General features: G+C 56.6%; 17 protein-coding genes and 1 riboswitch. Of the genes, 9 read left to right on the top strand and 8 right to left on the bottom strand.

Annotated elements, in window-relative coordinates; translation table 11 throughout:
- Positions 1 to 40: 40 nt before the first annotated feature.
- From ABIE64_RS07940 to ABIE64_RS07920, 5 genes are all read left to right on the top strand, one after another.
- Positions 41 to 307, top strand: coding sequence for a hypothetical protein (locus tag ABIE64_RS07940; RefSeq protein ID WP_007091600.1), 267 nt, complete (start codon positions 41 to 43; stop codon positions 305 to 307).
- A gap of 240 nt (positions 308 to 547) precedes the next feature.
- Positions 548 to 769, top strand: a complete 222-nt coding sequence (locus ABIE64_RS07935; protein WP_007091599.1) for a hypothetical protein — start codon at positions 548 to 550, stop codon at positions 767 to 769.
- A gap of 123 nt (positions 770 to 892) precedes the next feature.
- Positions 893 to 1,420 carry an adenine phosphoribosyltransferase gene (locus ABIE64_RS07930; RefSeq protein ID WP_071241368.1) on the top strand — a complete coding sequence of 176 codons (528 nt, stop codon included), beginning with the start codon at positions 893 to 895 and terminating at the stop codon, positions 1,418 to 1,420.
- A gap of 125 nt (positions 1,421 to 1,545) precedes the next feature.
- Positions 1,546 to 1,992 (top strand): hypothetical protein, encoded by a 447-nt coding sequence (locus tag ABIE64_RS07925; protein WP_354377075.1) that lies wholly within the window; start codon positions 1,546 to 1,548, stop codon positions 1,990 to 1,992.
- Positions 1,993 to 2,104: 112 nt separating this feature from the next.
- Positions 2,105 to 2,647: a Panacea domain-containing protein gene (locus ABIE64_RS07920; RefSeq protein WP_007091596.1), complete on the top strand. Its 543-nt coding sequence runs from the start codon at positions 2,105 to 2,107 to the stop codon at positions 2,645 to 2,647.
- A gap of 20 nt (positions 2,648 to 2,667) precedes the next feature.
- Here ABIE64_RS07920 and ABIE64_RS07915 read toward each other — a convergent pair whose 3' ends face one another.
- Entirely contained in the window at positions 2,668 to 3,723 is a 1,056-nt protein-coding gene (locus ABIE64_RS07915) for a ChaN family lipoprotein (protein WP_354377074.1), read from the bottom strand.
- Positions 3,724 to 3,771: 48 nt separating this feature from the next.
- Positions 3,772 to 4,953, bottom strand: coding sequence for a trans-sulfuration enzyme family protein (locus ABIE64_RS07910; RefSeq protein ID WP_007091594.1), 1,182 nt, complete (start codon positions 4,951 to 4,953; stop codon positions 3,772 to 3,774).
- Between the two features lie 69 nt (positions 4,954 to 5,022).
- On the opposite strand from ABIE64_RS07910, the gene ABIE64_RS07905 reads away from it, so the two are divergent.
- Positions 5,023 to 6,345: an NAD(P)/FAD-dependent oxidoreductase gene (locus ABIE64_RS07905; RefSeq protein ID WP_354377073.1), complete on the top strand. Its 1,323-nt coding sequence runs from the start codon at positions 5,023 to 5,025 to the stop codon at positions 6,343 to 6,345.
- 286 nt (positions 6,346 to 6,631) lie between these two features.
- Here ABIE64_RS07905 and ABIE64_RS07900 read toward each other — a convergent pair whose 3' ends face one another.
- The 5 genes from ABIE64_RS07900 to ABIE64_RS07880 all read right to left on the bottom strand — a co-directional run bounded on the left by ABIE64_RS07900 (position 6,632) and on the right by ABIE64_RS07880 (position 12,562).
- A complete protein-coding gene (locus tag ABIE64_RS07900; protein ID WP_354377072.1) occupies positions 6,632 to 7,675 on the bottom strand; it encodes an MBL fold metallo-hydrolase in 1,044 nt (347 codons plus the stop codon).
- Positions 7,676 to 7,811: 136 nt separating this feature from the next.
- Entirely contained in the window at positions 7,812 to 8,765 is a 954-nt protein-coding gene (locus ABIE64_RS07895) for an ABC transporter substrate-binding protein (protein ID WP_037987700.1), read from the bottom strand.
- Positions 8,766 to 8,835: 70 nt separating this feature from the next.
- Positions 8,836 to 9,633, bottom strand: coding sequence for an ABC transporter permease (locus ABIE64_RS07890; protein WP_354377071.1), 798 nt, complete (start codon positions 9,631 to 9,633; stop codon positions 8,836 to 8,838).
- A complete protein-coding gene (locus ABIE64_RS07885; protein WP_354377070.1) occupies positions 9,630 to 10,454 on the bottom strand; it encodes an ABC transporter ATP-binding protein in 825 nt (274 codons plus the stop codon). Before ABIE64_RS07885 ends, ABIE64_RS07890 begins: the two co-directional genes overlap by 4 nt.
- Positions 10,445 to 10,556, bottom strand: a riboswitch (TPP riboswitch). Its footprint overlaps the gene before it by 10 nt.
- A 1,022-nt stretch (positions 10,557 to 11,578) precedes the next feature.
- A complete protein-coding gene (locus tag ABIE64_RS07880; RefSeq protein WP_354377069.1) occupies positions 11,579 to 12,562 on the bottom strand; it encodes a quinone oxidoreductase family protein in 984 nt (327 codons plus the stop codon).
- Positions 12,563 to 12,660: 98 nt separating this feature from the next.
- Between ABIE64_RS07880 and ABIE64_RS07875 the strand changes: the two genes are divergently transcribed.
- Positions 12,661 to 13,518 (top strand): LysR family transcriptional regulator, encoded by an 858-nt coding sequence (locus ABIE64_RS07875; protein ID WP_007090052.1) that lies wholly within the window; start codon positions 12,661 to 12,663, stop codon positions 13,516 to 13,518.
- A 16-nt stretch (positions 13,519 to 13,534) separates the two neighbouring features.
- Here the strand turns inward: ABIE64_RS07875 and ABIE64_RS07870 are convergent, their stop codons facing one another.
- Entirely contained in the window at positions 13,535 to 14,932 is a 1,398-nt protein-coding gene (locus tag ABIE64_RS07870; protein WP_354377068.1) for a CoA transferase, read from the bottom strand.
- Positions 14,933 to 15,033: 101 nt separating this feature from the next.
- Between ABIE64_RS07870 and ABIE64_RS07865 the strand changes: the two genes are divergently transcribed.
- Both ABIE64_RS07865 and ABIE64_RS07860 read left to right on the top strand, forming a co-directional pair.
- Positions 15,034 to 16,179: a citrate/2-methylcitrate synthase gene (locus tag ABIE64_RS07865; protein WP_354377067.1), complete on the top strand. Its 1,146-nt coding sequence runs from the start codon at positions 15,034 to 15,036 to the stop codon at positions 16,177 to 16,179.
- A gap of 179 nt (positions 16,180 to 16,358) precedes the next feature.
- Positions 16,359 to 16,553, top strand: a complete 195-nt coding sequence (locus ABIE64_RS07860) for a DUF3008 family protein (RefSeq protein ID WP_341363855.1) — start codon at positions 16,359 to 16,361, stop codon at positions 16,551 to 16,553.
- The last annotated feature ends 37 nt before the right edge of the window (positions 16,554 to 16,590 follow it).

The raw sequence follows: 16,590 nt of genomic DNA, 5'->3' as shown, positions 1-16,590 counted from the left end.
GCATAAGGCGCGTGGTTATCGCATCAGAACAGGAAACATCATGAGCATTTCATTCTCGGACGCGCAGAAAAAGCTCGAACAGATCACAGCCGAAATGCTGGAGCTGATCCGAAAATATGGTTTGGATGCTGAAAGTCCGTTTGATGTGATCCCGGTTGCACGCGCCAAAATCGACAACCAGCAGGACTATATCCGGTTTCTGGAGCTGTCGATCGAAGGCCGTATCTACGGCGAATATGCCGATGCGCTGCAAAAGAAGTTTGATGAAGAAGCGCGTCAGGCCGAAGCCCAGAAAAAGATGCACTGAACCGGGCTGGCTATTCGCCGGTTGGCGTCTTTTTTCTGTCTGATAGCAGTTTGTTCTGATTGCATTTTTTTCGATTAAGGCGAGGTGTCACAAAATATTCCCGATCTTGTCACCGTCCTGCCGTTGAGAGGCGGCCTTTAGGGGATTATATCGCTGCTTGAAGATGCGCTGGCAAAGCCGGGCGTCGTTATTCCGAAGGGGATTGTCATTCGGAACATCACGAGCAACAGGATGGCTGACATGAACAAAAGTTATGTCCAGACCTTGATGGAAGTTGAAAAAGTATTTGGTCAGATCAATGACCATGATTACCGCCTTTATCGCGCAGTATGGGGTAACCGGCAGGCCGCCGGGACCGGTTTGCCGCGTGGTACACGTGCTGAAATCAGCAAGAAACTTGCAAATGACTTTGTCACGGCAAACAACGCCGTAATGCATCGAAACACGGCGCACGCGGCCTAGCTGCGATTGCAGGCGGCAAACCCGATTTGCTGCCAATATTCGGGAACGCTTGATTTTAAACCGCCATCTGGTGTTAAAGATGGCGGTTTTGTTTTTCAGGTTAACCCCGGCCGGAGTTCTCCCATGTCGATCAAGTCGCTGATCCGTACCATTCCCGATTACCCGAAAAAGGGGATCATGTTTCGCGATATCACGACCCTGTTTGCCGATGCAGATGGTTTGCGTGATGTGATCGACAGTTTTGCTGCCGAATTTCAGGATAAACAGATCGACGTGATCGTCGGGATTGAGGCGCGCGGTTTTATCATCGGCCCGGCGGTCGCCGTAGCCCTTGGTGTCGGTTTTGTTCCGATCCGCAAACGCGGCAAGCTTCCTGCTGAAACCATCGAAGTCGAATATGAACTGGAATATGGATCGGACGTGATCGAAATGCACACCGATGCGATCAAGCCCGGACAGCGTGTTCTGGTGATGGATGATCTGATCGCAACCGGTGGCACGGCTCTTGCCGCGATTGATCTGATCGAAAAGGCAGGCGGCGAAGTTGCCGGTTGTGCCTTTATTATCGATCTTCCTGATATTGGCGGGGCACAAAAAATCCGTGATCGCGGTGTCGATGTCTTCCATCTGGTCGAATTTGACGGCGACTAATGCTTCAAAACAGCTCGATACCCACCGAAAATGACGATTCTTGTCTCTTTTGAGCCGTAATTCGGATATAATCTTACAGTTGAATAATACTGCAACATGTTCCGGTTCCGGCTGGAGAGAGGAAAATGGTCGCACCTGTCGTCAACAACCAGTCCATAAGCCAGGTCAGCCAGTATGGCCGACTTGCGGCTGCTGGTGCGCGCGGTGTTGCGACGGTTGACCGCAATAGCCAGATTCAGGCTCCCAGCGAACATTACACTTATGACCCCGATAATGACGATATCCTGTTCAATGCCTATATCGACGGCAAAGGCAAACAGCAATCCGGGCAGGGAAGTGCGGGTGATCAGAAAGACCAGCGCGCCGAACAAAGCCGTCTGTCGGCGGCTCGTCGGGCAAGCGACCGCGAAGGTGCGATTTCACCCGAAAGCGATATCGATTTCGCAAGCCTTCTTGATCCGGAAATTCCATTCGATCTAAGCGCGAATAGCGGAACATCATTCTATGCGGTGGTTAATGCTGTTGTGCATGGTGCGGGTATTCGCGGCACACGGGTTGATGCTTTGATCTGACAGCTTCCCGGATTTCCCTGAAAAGTGAATACATTCCGTTCCGGTCCTTGTTGTCGTGCCCAAGCGGCATTATGATCCTGATCCGCCATGCGTTTCGTTTGCTGGGGCAGATATGCAGAACAAGCCGGTCCTCAATTCCGTATTCGAAGCCGTTTTTCGCCTGATTGATCATGCATTAAACGACAACGAATATCTGCAACCGCAAAAGCTTCATCGTCTGCTGTATCTGGCGCAGGCCTATTACGGGGCCAATTATCACGGTCGCATGTTGATGCCCGCTGTTTTCATCGCAGATGATATTGGTCCGATTGAACCGAACGTCTATGCCGTCATGGAAGAAAGTCGACCGGATGTGCGGCTTAAATCGGTTGATCCCAAAACGCAGCATTTTATCGAAAGTATCTGGTCGCAGTTTGGTCATCACTCTGTCGAACATCTTAGCGAAACCGTGCGCAATCATCCGCCTTATCTTGATGCATATAAACAGGGGCCGGGGACAGTGATCCCGTTTCAGGTGATGGTGGATTTCTATGCCTCGGTCCGTAAAAGTGCCACCACGCCTGAGGCAAAAGAAGTTGTCCGCCCGCGTGTCATGCGTTCGCATAAGGGCAAACCGGTTGCGACCACCGATTGGTTGCCCCGTCGAATCAAATAATTTTCGATAATTGTGTAGCGCTATTGACCGATCTGAATATCTTCGCACGGATCGGCACGTGGCAGATCATTGGTGAACCACATGAAATCCGCCACATTTTCTGATCCCATCCGAAGCGCATAATCACGCGCACCAGGAAGGTCTTCACCTGGGTCATCTGCCTCGACCAGAATGACAACTGCAATATCGTTATCGTCGATATCAGGTGCATAACGCCGCAGATGGTAGGGTACCGCAATGTCATCACGCACATGCATGGCACCGGCAATCAGGAATGCGCCATCCGGGCTAATGGTTTTGTTCGCATCAATCATTGCGCGCGCAAGCGACGCATCGCGGGCAAACTGCACAAGCGAAAAGTCAGGTAATTGCGATTTGGGTAACATGTTGCAATGACCGTCTGCAATTTCCTGATCAAATCGTGCGGCAATATCATCGGGTAGCGCCGGCAGGGAGAGCTTTTGCGCAAGCTCGGTCGGCAGGGCGCTGATACCTTCGTTGATCATGGGCCGCAGGACATCCCGGGGCAGATTGCCTGCAACCATCGGCAGCCCGTTTTCCTTTGCCGCCTCGGCAATCGGGGCATAGTCATGCCATGATGGCCAACCACTTTCGCCCCACTTCATTTCACTGCCAAGTTCCTCGGGCGGTACAGCCTGCCAAGCCAGATCAAGGCTTTCCTGCTGGTCGCGATTAAACATTTCCCAGACAACTGCACGCTTGGTGCCTTCGCGTTTGCTTAGCGCGCGGACCAATTGTGCCTGATGATGATGATGGATCGGATTGTCGTGTTTTTCCCCGATCAGGATAAAACGCGTCCCGGCAAGATGCGAAACCAAGTCGTCAAACATGATATAGCGCTGCCCGGCCATATCGAAAATCAGTCCCGGTGCCGGGGGCAGGGAATTGGCATCGGGAATATCACGCATGCCTGCCGGTTGGCTTGAGGTGCGGGCTTGCGCCTGCGCCGAACGAACCGGAAATTCCGTCGCCGCGATCATTGCTGCAAAAGCAAGACACAGCGAAAGTGATTGTTTGAAACAAGATCGTGTGCGGGCACGAAACACAGTTTTCATCACGCGTGGAATTTCCAGTCCGTTGATTGGCCGATTTTCATTCCGACTTTATTTACTCAAATTCAGGGCGGTTTCAATATCATGGATCAAATCGTGGGCATCTTCGATACCGACAGACAAACGCAACAGATCATCGGGCACAGGGCTTGTTGGGCCTTCGACCGATGATCTGTGTTCAATCAGACTTTCGACCCCGCCAAGTGACGTCGCGCGTTTAAACAGTTTGCACTGATTGTGGAAATCCACGGCCCGTTTGCCGCCGCCCTTGACCCGGATCGACATCATGCCGCCAAATCCGCCGGTCATCTGACGCTTGGCAATGTCATGGCCGATATGGCTTTCAAGGCCGGGATACTGGACCTGCGCGATTTCAGGGTGGTTTTCGAAATGGCGGGCGATTGCCATGGCATTGGCACTGGCCCGTTCGACCCGGATTGACAGGGTACGCATACCACGCAAAAGCAGCCATGCTTCGAACACACCCAGAACACCGCCGCCGCCTGCATGCTGTTTGCAAACGCGTTGCCAGAATTCGCTGTCCTTGTTTGCAGTGGTAAGTGTGCCGGCCAGAACATCACTATGTCCGTTAAGATATTTGGTTGCCGAATGCATGACGATATCTGCACCCAGTTCAATCGGGCGGGTCAGAAGCGGTGTGGCAACCGTATTGTCAACCGCAACAATTGCCCCGGCCTTGTGCGCGGCATCGGCAACGGCGGCGATATCGGTGATCTGCCAGTCCGGGTTGGCGGGCGTTTCCAGCCAGACCATTCTGGTTTTGCCCGGCTGGATATGTTTTACCCATTGGGCGGTATCGCCATTATCGACAAAATCAAATGTCAGTCCGGCCCGCACACCGCTATCGAGCATGAAGCTGCGCAGTGCCCAATACATTACCTTTGGCGCGACCACATGATCGCCTGGTGATAACGCATGCAGCAATGCAACGGCTGCGGCCATGCCCGATGCGAAAAGCCGCGTCTGTGTGCCACCTTCGAGCGCGTCAAGAACTGCACAGGCCTGATCATAGGTCGGGTTGTCGGTGCGAGTATAGCATCGGCCATCGTGATAGCTAAGATCGGTATTGCGTTCGAACGTGGTCGACGGATAGATCGGCGGGGTGACCGAACGGGTGGTTTCCTCGACCCAGCCCAGGGCCTGAGCCGTGATGGTTGCGGGGTTCTGTTTCTTGTTATCGGCAGACATGGTGGCACCTGATTTTGTTGTCATTTATTGCCGCGCAACATAACGTGGAACACGCCACATCCCAAAACGAAAACAAAAGAACGACTGATTCAGATGCCCCATATCACGAACGATCCCCAATTCGACCTTCCCAAAGAATGCGATGTTGTCGTTATCGGCGGCGGTATCCATGGTGCCAGCAGCGCGTACTACCTTGCCAAGGCGGGCATGAAGGTTGTCCTTCTGGAAAAGGACACCATTGCCTCGCATCAGTCGGGGCGGGCGTGGGGGTTCGTGCGTCAGCAGGGCCGCGATCCGGTTGAACTGCCCCTGATGATCGAATGCAACCGCATCTGGCAGGGGCTTGAAAAGGAACTGGACGCTGATCTGGAATGGCGGCAGGGCGGGGTCATGTTCGTTGCGCGTGATGATGCCGAAATGGCGGAATTTGAGCAATGGATCGAAGACGCCAAAGGATTTGATATCGAAACGCAGGTGCTTGATCCCAAGGGGGTTGCCAGGATCGCACCGGGCATCACGCGCCCCGGCGTTGGCGGGATTTATACCCCGTCTGACGGGCAGGCCGAACCGAAAAAGGCCGCCCCGGCAATCGCAAAACGTGCCGGTGAACTCGGCGCCTTTATTGCCGAAGGTTGCGGTGCCATTGGCATTGAAACGAGTGGCGGTGCAATCAGTTCGGTCATATCCGAACGTGGCGAGATCAAATGCAAATACGTGATCTGTGCCGCTGGGGCCGCGACGCATAAATTCGTTGCCAAATTCGGCCGTCGCCTGCCGCAGCAAACCACGCGCGGCACGGTGATCCGCACCACCCCGGTGCCGGAAATTTCAGCCGCCGGTACATTGGCCGCCGGTCTGGCGTTTCGTCAACGTGCCGATGGCTCGATGAATATCGCTGACGAATTCATGACCGATCTGGATCTGACATTGGGCCGGTTCAAATATGCCCGCGATTTTGCACCGGGCCTGTTTGCTAATTGGGCGACCTTCAAATTCCATCTGAACAGGCGGTTTGTTGATGACCTTGTTGATCGCCTGCCGGGTTCGGCGGCATCAAAGCAGCCATTGATCGGGCGGCGGGAAAATCAGGCGCAGCCCTACGAGGTGCGCGTGAATAACGCGATGGCCAATTTGCAAAAGGTCTTTCCGCAAATCAAACAGGTCGGTATTGCCGATAAATGGGCGGGCGATATCGATGTTACCCCCGATGCCATACCGGTGATCGATCAGTTCGACAATCCAAAACATTTCTTTGTCGCCACCGGTTTTTCCGGCCACGGATTTGCCATGGGGCCGGTTGTCGGCAAGGTGCTGGCGGACTGGATCACGACCGGACAGCCATCCATTACGCTTGCCGGGATGGCGCTTTCACGGTTTGAGGACGGCACCATCCGCAAACCGCGCACGCGGGTCTGATCTTTTTGTATGAGGAATAATCTGGCGTCGGGATCGTTTTCAAACGGTCTTGACGCAGGGTATCTGTCATGCAATTAAATGTTATGTTATAACGTAACTTTTAATTTGAGGCTCATGATGAAATTTGCATCGGTCGCCGGTGTTGGTCTGGCTCTTTTCGGTGCAGCACAAATCGCCTAAAGCTGGGACCATGATCGCAGTTCTCCCAAACATTGCGGCCAGGGTTTCGGCTTTCGAAGACCGGCAACGATCTGCACGTTGCCGGTCTTCACCTATCTGTTATGCTCTATTGCGCGGCTTTGGTTTCGGGTAAATCATTCGTCTGATGATTGGTTTTGCCGTCAAAAAACCGTGTTGCCCCAATCGGGGCGGCAATGAAGTCATTCGCGCCAATGCCGGCATCCTTGCGTGCCGATGCCAATCGCACCGGCGGTTCGTCAACCGGTTCTGCGGTCAGGACAAAAGTCCCCCAATGAATGGCAAGCGCCTGCTTGATGCCCATTACCTGCATGATCTGAATGGCTTCTTCGGGGTTGGTGTGGGCGTTGCGCATGAAATCGCTGGGCTCGTAAGCCCCGATCGGGATCAGGCCGAAATCGATCCCGCCATATTGTTCGCCCATCTCGGCAAACAGCCGTTCATTCCAGCCGGTATCGCCGACGAAATAGAAACGATAACCATCTGAGAATTCAAGGATGTAGCCGCCCCACAGCATTTCCTTGCGGTCCTTGGTGGTGCGCGCGGACCAGTGATTGCTGGGCACGTGGGTGATGGTAACGCCGCCATGCGAAAGGCTTTGGTCCCAGTCGAGTTCTTCGTACTGGTCGGGGGACATTCCGGCCTTTTCCAGAAGAGTTCCGTTTTTCAGCGGCAGGATATAGCGCGGGCCATTGCCAATCTTTCCAAGGCTTTCCACATCGAAATGGTCGTAATGATTGTGCGACAGCAGCACCAGATCAAGATCTGGCAACTGATCGATCCGCAATCCCGGCTGGCTGTATCGTTTGGGGCCGACATATCGGAACGGCGATGCCCGTTTGGCAAAGACCGGGTCGGTCAGGATATTGAGCCCGCCATATTGCACCAGAGCCGTTGCATGGCCGATCCATGTGACTTGCAGGCGCGCCGGATCGGGATTGTGGATCGCGTCCATATCCGGGGCCTCGGTCGGGATTTTGCCGTGCTGGTGTTTGGCTTTTGGCCAGTTTTCAGAGCCGAAATAACGCCGCTTCAGGAAGCGCCAGAATGATCTTTTGCCGGTTTCCGGCAGGGGATAGCGGTTTTCAAATCCGAATGCTGTGTGGTGCGTTGGGCGTTTTTCGTCAGTCACGCGGTCAAATCCCCTGATCGGCTGATTGTTGTTTTCGATCTTATGAATGTGTCGCGGATCGGGAATTGTGCAAGTGCGGGCTGATCAATGGAAAAGGCCGGAACCGCGTTTGGTTCCGGCCTGCATTCCAGTCGGTTTATTCTATCACGGTTACGTAGCTGTCAAGCGGTGGAACGGTTTCGATAATGCCCTGATCCTTGAGATAATCGGCAAAGCGGGCATAACGGGTGCGGTCAACAGCAGCCGGACGGAGCGCAAAGCGCGGCAGGGTATCGGCCCATGCCTTGATGTTAAGCTCGTCATCCAGGTTCGGATAGGCCGCGATAAAGGCCTGCCAGCTGTCATCGGGATGATTGACCAGATACTGCACACCTTCTTCAAGGGCAGCCAGCATGCGCGCAAAGCGCGGATCATCGGTTTTGTCGTTACGCACGGTCAGGATCAGCTCGTCATAGGGCGGAACACCTTCTTCCTCGACATAAAATGCCTTGCCCGGTTTGCCTTCGATTTCCATCTGGTTGAGCTCGAAATTGCGATAGCCGCCGATGATCGCATCGACCTGCCCGGAATACAGCGAGGGCGAGAGCGAGAAATTGACATTCACCAGCTCGACATCGTCAATCGAAACCCCGTATTTGCCAAGCATCGTGCCGAGTAACGCATCTTCGAAACCGGCCAGCGAATAACCGATTTTCTTGCCTTTCAGATCGGCAATTTCCTTGATCGGACCGTCTTTGAGGACAATCAGGCTATTAAGCGGGGTTGCGACCAGCGTACCGATGCGTGTTAGCGGCAGGCCTTCGGCGGCCTGCACGTGAAGCTGCGGCTGATAGTTGACGGCAACGTCACCCTGACCGGCGGCAACAAGACGCGGCGGGGCGGATGGATCGGCCGGTTCGATCAGTTCAACATCCAGATCATGCTTGGCAAAAAAGCCCTTTTCCTTGGCGACAATCAGGGGCGCGTGATCGGGATTGACGAACCAGTCGAGAAGAATGGTGAGCTTGTCGGCGGCAAAGGCCGGGCTGGTCATTCCCATCGCAACCGCACCAATCGTGGCCGCGGTGATCATGGATTTCAGGCGTGACATGGATGAACCTCCTATCGGATATCGGAATATTTTTGATGTTCTGCCCGCAATTTTTCGCGGGGAATTCGGTTTATTTTGCCGGTTTCAGGCTGTCGGGCTGCCATGGCAAAGCCGCACGTAACGCCCGGTCGACAAGGAAATATTGCGTGATCGAAAACGCGCACAGGATCAGAAGGCAGGCAAAGACCATGTCGATCTGAACCCGGGCATTGGCATGCAGCATCAGATAGCCAAGGCCATGACTTGATCCGACCCATTCGCCGATCACAGCCCCGATGGGGGCAACCGCGGTCGCGACCCGAAAACCAGAGGCAAATGAAGGCAATGCGGCGGGGAGGCGCACATGGGTCAGCAACCGCCAGCGGCTGGCACCCATGGTGCGGGCAAGGTCGAGGAAGCCCGGTTCGGTGCGTGATAACCCGTCAAAAAACGCGACCGTGACGGGGAAGAAAATGATCAAGGCCGCCATCGCGATTTTTGAGCCCAGACCAAAGCCCAGCCATAATACCAGAAGCGGTGCCAGCGCAAAAAACGGGATCGCCTGCGACACGAGCAGGATCGGCATCAGCCAGAACCGCACGGGGGCAAAAAGCGCCATCGGAAGCGCTGCCAAAGCCCCCAATGCCGCCCCGGCAAAAAGCCCGATCACGGTTTCGGCAATCGTGTATCTGGCATGATCAAGCAACACGTCATGACGCTTGATCAGGGTCAGCCAGACTTCATAGGGGGCGGGCAGCATATATTTTGGTGCGCCGGTCACAGACACGACAATCTGCCATGTCGCGATCAGGGCGGCGATGATGATGAAGGGCCGGGCGAGTTTCAGCAGCCGCCGTTCGGTAAGTGGGGTGCGGGACGTGTTTGTCATACCGTGCCCTCCGTCCGGTTGAGTTCCTCGGCGGTGGCGCCAAGCTGACGGAGCAGTTCGGCCTGATGGCGGAGGATTTCCGGATCGGTGACATCGCGCGGGATGCTGCCCGCCGGAAGCATGGCGTCACTCAGGACCGCGGGGGTACCACGCAAGACATGAACCCGGTCACCAATCCGAAGCGCTTCGAGCGGATCATGGGTGACCAGCAAAACCGTTTTGCCGCGCAATACCCGTGCGGCAAGGTCCTGAAGGCGCATGCGGTTAAGCGGATCAAGGGCCGAAAAGGGTTCATCCATGAGGACAACCGGGCGATCTTCCATCAGGGTGCGGGCAAGGGCGGCACGCTGCTTCATGCCGCCGGAAAGTTCGGCCGGGCGCAGGTGGGCGGCATCCGATAGTCCGACCTTGGCAATCAGCGCATCGGCGCGCGCAAGATCGGGGCGTTGATTGCGAAGCACCGCCCCCAGAACGACATTTTCCCGGACAGTCCGCCAGGGCATCAACAAATCCTGCTGCGCCATATAGGCAACCCGGCCCAAAAGCGGCTTGCCATCCGAGCAGGCGATATCTCCACCCGTCTCGCCATCGACCAGCCCGACGAGATAACGCAGTAATGTGCTTTTGCCGACACCAGATGGGCCCAGCAAACAGGTGATGCTGCTGGCGGGCAGGGTCAGGTCAAGATCATGGAAAATATCGTCGCCGTTAAAGGCCACGCGACCACCGCGCAGATGAACATCAAACGGCGTTACGTTGCCCGTTAAAACGGGGGAATTTAAGGGGGCTGCCGGTTTCGGCGCTGGTTCTGTCTTGCGCATGCGATCCTTCCTACGCCGGTCTTAACCGGTTCAGGTTCAAAGGGTCGTCCGGCAACACCGAACCTCTCAGCCGATTCACGATCGGCCCCCCTGGAGATGACGGGACTATGCGCAGATCATGGCGGGACGTCAAGCATTGGAAAAGTTCTTGATTTGTTCTTTTGTTTGTGGCATAAAGACAAAGTCAACGGGAGAAATGTACCCGGACCGAAACCCGCAAGGCCTTGTGCCTCGCGGGTTTTTGCGTTTGGGACCAGATCAAAGAGGGGATCAGGATGCAGCGGCAAGGATTGAGGCAGGGCGGCGGAGTAGTCCGCAGGATATGGGTCGGGGGATGGCGGAGCCATTACGGCGGCGTTCCGCGCTGGTTCTAATACGCTTTCAATACGCTTGTTTGTCATGACGGGAGAGGTGCGTCTTGTCGGGGAACGGACCCCGGATTTGCCGGAAGCGGCAGCAATGGCAGTGGTGGTGGCATCGGATTGCGGCCCGTCGGTGGTGGACAGGTTGGGGGCAGTGCGCCCGAAATCCGTCTGCTGATGAAAATGGCGGCAGCCCGAGATGTGTCTGGACGTCGGGGTGGCAGGTTGTTGCCTCTGTGGCCGGAGCGGGCAACGAGCCGGTGGCCGTCAGTGAACCGTCAGTTGGCGAGATTGCTGGAGGCCCGAGGTGTGTCCGGGCTTCATGGTCATGGCAAAGGCGAAAGAGGCCGGAGCAGGCAGCGATGCCGTGGGCGGTTAGTGGCCCGTCGATGGTGGGACAGGAGGGGGCGGTGAGCCCGAAGGCCGTCTGTTGGCGAGGATTGCAGACGCCCGAGGTTTGTCCGGGGGGCACGGGTTGCCGGAAGTGCCGCCATGGCCGGAAGTGATCGGATCGACCGTTCGCAGCAAGCCCGCCGGGTGATCCCGTTCATGTGCTAAGCCATCGATCACCGCCGGGAAGCAAATGCGCCTTGCTTTGCGCCGGCTTGTGGTTCCGATATGCTGGGCGGTGTCATTTTCTGTTTTTGGGGGCGATGGTCTGGGGGCGGTTGGGGTGCGCGTATCACGGCGGCCCTGCAGTATGGGCTTGCATCAACCAATTGATTTGTCGATGCCTGTTGACCTGTGCAGGACCGCAATTGATCAGTTGGGTGTGCAATCGGCTTGTGTTACCAGCGTGATTGCTCCGCTTGTTCGGCCCGCTTCAAGGTCGGCATGTGCACGTGTGGCCTCGGAAAGGGGATACTCGGTCGCGGCCGGGAACTCATACTGACGCAAAATATTGAACCACGCGTGTGCGGCCCGGTGATAGTTTTCTGTATCCGCGACATACGTAAGGATACTGGGCCGGGCAAGAAACCGGTTGGTCAGATGCCGCAGATCAAGAGGCGGTATGTCTCCGGCAACCTGACCAATTGTTGCGGTAATTCCGAACGGCCTGGTCGCGTTTAGGGATTTAGTCAGATTATCGCCGCCGATCCCGTCAATCGCGTAATCAACACCCCGTCCTGATGTCAGGTCCATGATGGCGGTTTCAAAATCCTGTTCGCGATACAAGATCGCGTGATCAAGCCCCTGCGCTCGTGCTGCCAGTGCCTTGTCTGAGGAGCCGATTGTGCCGATGGTTGTCGCCCCTAAATGCTTGGCCCAGCGGACCAGTATCTGGCCCAGACCACCTGCTGCTGCGTGTATCAGAACGGTTTGGCCCGGTGAGACGCGGCCAATTTGTTCTAATAAAAGGTAGGCAGTCATGCCGCGCAGGAAGCAACCGGCAATCTGATCGGGTTGAAGATCATCGGGGATTTTGATCAGCTGGCTTGCCGAAATGTTGCGTTCTGAGGCATAGCTTCCGGCCGGAAAACCGGCATAGGCAACCTTGTTGCCGATGGCAAAGCCGGTCACGTCAGGACCTGTTCCCGTAACGGTTCCGACAGCTTCAACCCCGATAATTGCGGGCTTTTCTTGCAGCGGATACAGGCCGACGCGATGATAGATATCGACAAAATTAACCCCGATCCGGTTTTGGTCAATCCGGACTTCACCTACGGCTGGTGCGGGTAAATTGATTGCGCGTTCCTGAAGGCATTCCGGGCCGCCGATTTGGCTGAGTTCGATGATTCTGGTCATGAAATACTCCTGACATTCGATGTGATATCAGGAATATCCGTTGTTTTTCTTGGGGGAAATTCCCTATATTTGCGTAGTTAATGGGGAAAAATGCGCAAATGAATTGGGAAGACTACCGATACTTTCTGGCTTTGGCTGATACGGGCAGTTTTTCGGCAGCGGCACGGGAACTGGGTGTGGATCACAGCACGGTTGCGCGTCGGGTCAATGCGCTTGAAACCACATTCGGGGTCCGGTTGATTGATCGTTTGCCGAAGTCGGTGATGTTGACGGTTGATGGCAAACTGGTTGCCGAGCAGGGGCGTCAGGCGGTTCTGGCAATGCAGGCGGTTGAACGTGTTGCGGCGGGATCCGCCGACCATGTTTCAGGAACTGTTTGTGTGAGCGCACCACCGGCACTGGCCAGTCATATTATCGGGCCAAAAGTCCGGGAATTGCGAGAACAGCATCCTGAGATCGATCTTGTTTTGCAGGGGGAAACCCGATCAACAGACCTGAACCGGCGGCAGGCCGATATTGCGTTGCGCCTGTCGCGCCCGGAAAAATCGGCGGTCACAGTGCGCAAGTTGACGGATATGCCGTTCGGTTTTTACAGCGCACCTGATTATGACAAGCCCGAGCATGTCTGGGACTTTATCAGCTGGGATGAAACGACGGCTAGTATCCCGCAACATCGCTGGATTGAGGAGCGGTTGCATGGGCGCAAAGTCGTGCTGCGTAGCAATGATACCAGCATACAGGCTGCGGCGGCTGGCTCGGGGTTGGGAGTTGCGATTTTACCGCACTTTGTCGGGGATGCCGATCCAAGGCTGGCCCGCCTTTATCCTCATGAAAGTTTTCCACCGCGCGAGGTCTGGATGCTGGTGCATGAGGATCTGCGTCATGCACCACGCATACGAACTGTGATGGATTTCCTGATCAAGACTGTTGCCGTGCTGAAAACCCAGATCGTCTGAGTAATTGATATATTGCTCACCACGCTGCCGCGCTGGATAAAAGCCGTCCTGCCGGGTAATCCCAGCCGTGTGCGACGCCATCAATCGTGGCCGGGAAACGAACGCGCCGGGCCTTGCCCCAGCTTGTGGTTTCGAGATGCGGGGCGATGTCGTTTTCGGTTTCGGGGGCGATGGTTTGGGTTAGGGTCGGTTGTGCGGTCTGGCAGAGCAGATGGGCGGTGCGGGCGAGCGAATGGCGGGCGGTGGTGATCTGGCCGGTCTGGCTGCGAAGCAAAAGGGCGTGGATCGTGCTTGCCGCCATCAGATAGCCGGTGGCGTGGTCAAGGGCCTGAACCGGAAGGGGCGTTGGCTTTGGCGCATTGGCCTGTTTCATGCCGAAATCGGCGATGCCGCAGCTCATTTGTACCAAGCTGTCAAAGCCGCGCCGTTTGGCCCACGGGCCGGTCCAGCCATAGGCGCAGAGAGTGATATCAATCAGGCCGGGATTGATCCGGCGAAGTTCGTCCGCGTCATAGCCAAGACCGGGCAAGGCATCGGGGCGGTAGCCATGCAGCAGGATATCGGCACCGGCCAGAAGGCTTTCGAATGTTTGGCGATCTTCGGCACTTTTAAGGTCAAGCCCGGCACAGCGTTTGCCAAGGGTGACTTCGGGGATTACCGCCCCCTCGTCCCAGTGGGGCGGGTCGATGCGCAGGACATCCGCGCCATAGGCGGCCAGAAACCGCCCGGCGACCGGACCGGCCAGAACACGGGTCAGGTCAAGCACGCGGATCCCGGTCAAAGGCCGGTCCGGCCGGATAACGTGGCGGGATTTCGAACTGATGCCGTGATGCTGCCAGTCGATCAGCGGTTCGACCGCAATCGCAACCCCCTGCGGATGGGATTGCCAGTCACCCAGGCTTCGCATGGTGGCGGCACAGCCGCCCGCCGCAATGATTGCGGTTTCGAGATCATCGGATTTCCAGTTTGCGACAATGGGGGCGAGGGCTTCGCGGTCGGTGTAATCGCCCAGAACCGACAGGGCGGCCGCACGGTGGTGCGGGGCGTTGGTGTGCAGCCGTATCCAGCCATCAGCGGTTTGATAGTCACCGGCAATCGCATCCCAGACCGGCGGCAATTCCCAGCCATCGGGGCGGATCGTCATATCAAACCATTTCGATGCCAGCCGTTGATCAATGGTGACCGCCGCCAGATCGCCAGTCGCCAAACCGCGATAGCGGGAAATCATGGCGGATGCGATGCCCATTGAGGCCGAAGCAAGATCAGTGACGGCAAAGAAGGATGGCAGGGCGTCCGTGCCGGTGATTTTAATATCGGGCAGGGCGTTTGTTGCGCCCGGAAGATCAAGGGCGGCGTTAAGGGCATTGGTAATCGGGGCGATGAACGGGTTGGTCTTGTCGGTCATGGCGGTCATGTTGGTGGCTCCTTTTTCCGCATCGGTGGCGCGGGAGGGGTTGATCACCCAAGAATCACGCGGGGCTGGACAAATCGTCAATCTTGATCAAGATAATCAATATGAAAAATCTGGATGACCTGATGAACGAAACGGCATTTTTCACGCTGTCAGCAAAGGAAGTCTGTGCGGCGACCGGCATATCGCGCGATACGCTTTATGCCTATGTCAGCCGCGGGATCGTGCGCGCCATTGCCCATCCGGGGGACGCACGCAAAAGCCTTTATGATCATCGCGATGTGCGCAAAATCATCGCGGGCAAAAAGCGCGGCCGGTCGCGGCAATCGGTGGCGGCATCGACGATTGACTGGGGCGAACCGATACTGGTGTCGAAAATCACCCGCATTGCCGATGGCCGGTTTTTCTATCGCGGCAGGGATGCGGTGGGGCTGTCTGATACCATAACGCTTGAAGATGCCGCGCGGCTTCTGGCGGGATTGCGGGGCGATCAGGATCGGTGTTGCGCACCCGATTTCATTCCGGCCAGTCATGCCACACCGTTTGACCGGATGATTGCGATGATGGCGGGCGAGGTGACAAGTCACCCCGCCGGGGATGGCCGCCCGGCGGCGGCGAAGTTGATGCGCCTCGCCGCATTGGCAGCGGCAGGTATGCGTGATGACGGTGAAAGTCCGATCCATGTGATGCTGGCGCGGGCGTGGTCAAAACGGCCGGAGGCCGTGGATTTGCTGCGCCGTGCGCTTGTGCTGTGTGCCGATCATGAATTGAATGCGTCGGCCTATGCGGTGCGGGTGGCGGCATCGGCAGGCGCGAGTATCCCGGCGTCGTTGCTGGCGGGGTTGGCGACATTATCGGGCAGTCGGCATGGCGGGTTAACGCCGCGTTGCCGGGCATGGATGGACCGGGTGGAAAAGCGCAAGATTGATCCGGTGCAGGATGGCGTGCCGCCCGGTTTCGGCCATCCGCTTTATCCCGATGGTGATCCGCGCACGCGCGCGATCATGCAATCCTGCGGGCAGGTGGGGGATGCGTTCTGGGCGCGGATTGCGGATCGGGTGACGGATGAAACCGGGCAATATCCCAGCCTTGATTTCGGGCTGGCGTTGCTGGAACGCGAGCTTGATCTTCCGAAGGGGGTGGGGCTTGGCATTTTTGCCGTCGGGCGCATGGCAGGCTGGATCGCGCATCTGTTCGAGCAGCGCCAGAGCGGCAAGATCATTCGGCCCCGGGCGGCTGTGGCCGGGTGAGGTGGTGGGCATGTGGTGGTCTTGGGGGCATTGAATTTGCGGCGCGATGGACTCCCGCGTTCGCGGGAGTGACGGTTTGGGGCGTTGCAGCATGCGTGCGCGTTTTTGTCGACTTTTCGGAACACGCGCCGGTTTTGTTTGTTTGATAAACAGGGCAAACGGTAACGAAGGACGAGACAATGCCTGCAAAATCGAAATCCCAGCAGAAAGCCGCCGGTCTGGCGCTTTCGGTCAAGCGTGGCGAGCAGAAAAAGAGCGAACTGACCGGGGCTGCGCGCGAGATGGCAGAAAGCATGTCCGAGGAGGAGCTTGAAGAACTGGCATCCGGCCAGCGCAAGGGCAAACCGGAGCACAAATCCAAGTCGGGATCGTGATCGGTATCACATCCTTAACTTGTGAAATCATGCCGTC

Source organism: Thalassospira sp. MBR-102 (assembly GCF_040549275.1).
In the GTDB taxonomy this organism is placed as follows: Bacteria; Pseudomonadota; Alphaproteobacteria; order Rhodospirillales; family Thalassospiraceae; genus Thalassospira; species Thalassospira xiamenensis.
The sequence above is the reverse complement of the archived record's forward strand: the minus strand, read 5'-3'. Positions and strand labels throughout refer to the sequence as shown.

Bases quoted from the DNA above. Each gene is read 5' to 3' on its own strand.
- ABIE64_RS07865 (WP_354377067.1), top strand. From the start codon at position 15,034: ATGAAAAATCTGGATGACCTGATGAACGAAACGGCATTTTTCACGCTG.
- ABIE64_RS07875 (WP_007090052.1), top strand. From the start codon at position 12,661: ATGAATTGGGAAGACTACCGATACTTTCTGGCTTTGGCTGATACGGGC.
- ABIE64_RS07915 (WP_354377074.1), bottom strand. From the start codon at position 3,723: ATGAAAACTGTGTTTCGTGCCCGCACACGATCTTGTTTCAAACAATCA.
- ABIE64_RS07930 (WP_071241368.1), top strand. From the start codon at position 893: ATGTCGATCAAGTCGCTGATCCGTACCATTCCCGATTACCCGAAAAAG.
- ABIE64_RS07935 (WP_007091599.1), top strand. From the start codon at position 548: ATGAACAAAAGTTATGTCCAGACCTTGATGGAAGTTGAAAAAGTATTT.
- ABIE64_RS07890 (WP_354377071.1), bottom strand. From the start codon at position 9,633: ATGACAAACACGTCCCGCACCCCACTTACCGAACGGCGGCTGCTGAAA.
- ABIE64_RS07880 (WP_354377069.1), bottom strand. From the start codon at position 12,562: ATGACCAGAATCATCGAACTCAGCCAAATCGGCGGCCCGGAATGCCTT.
- ABIE64_RS07885 (WP_354377070.1), bottom strand. From the start codon at position 10,454: ATGCGCAAGACAGAACCAGCGCCGAAACCGGCAGCCCCCTTAAATTCC.
- ABIE64_RS07940 (WP_007091600.1), top strand. From the start codon at position 41: ATGAGCATTTCATTCTCGGACGCGCAGAAAAAGCTCGAACAGATCACA.
- ABIE64_RS07920 (WP_007091596.1), top strand. From the start codon at position 2,105: ATGCAGAACAAGCCGGTCCTCAATTCCGTATTCGAAGCCGTTTTTCGC.
- ABIE64_RS07910 (WP_007091594.1), bottom strand. From the start codon at position 4,953: ATGACAACAAAATCAGGTGCCACCATGTCTGCCGATAACAAGAAACAG.
- ABIE64_RS07925 (WP_354377075.1), top strand. From the start codon at position 1,546: ATGGTCGCACCTGTCGTCAACAACCAGTCCATAAGCCAGGTCAGCCAG.
- ABIE64_RS07860 (WP_341363855.1), top strand. From the start codon at position 16,359: ATGCCTGCAAAATCGAAATCCCAGCAGAAAGCCGCCGGTCTGGCGCTT.
- ABIE64_RS07895 (WP_037987700.1), bottom strand. From the start codon at position 8,765: ATGTCACGCCTGAAATCCATGATCACCGCGGCCACGATTGGTGCGGTT.
- ABIE64_RS07870 (WP_354377068.1), bottom strand. From the start codon at position 14,932: ATGACCGCCATGACCGACAAGACCAACCCGTTCATCGCCCCGATTACC.
- ABIE64_RS07905 (WP_354377073.1), top strand. From the start codon at position 5,023: ATGCCCCATATCACGAACGATCCCCAATTCGACCTTCCCAAAGAATGC.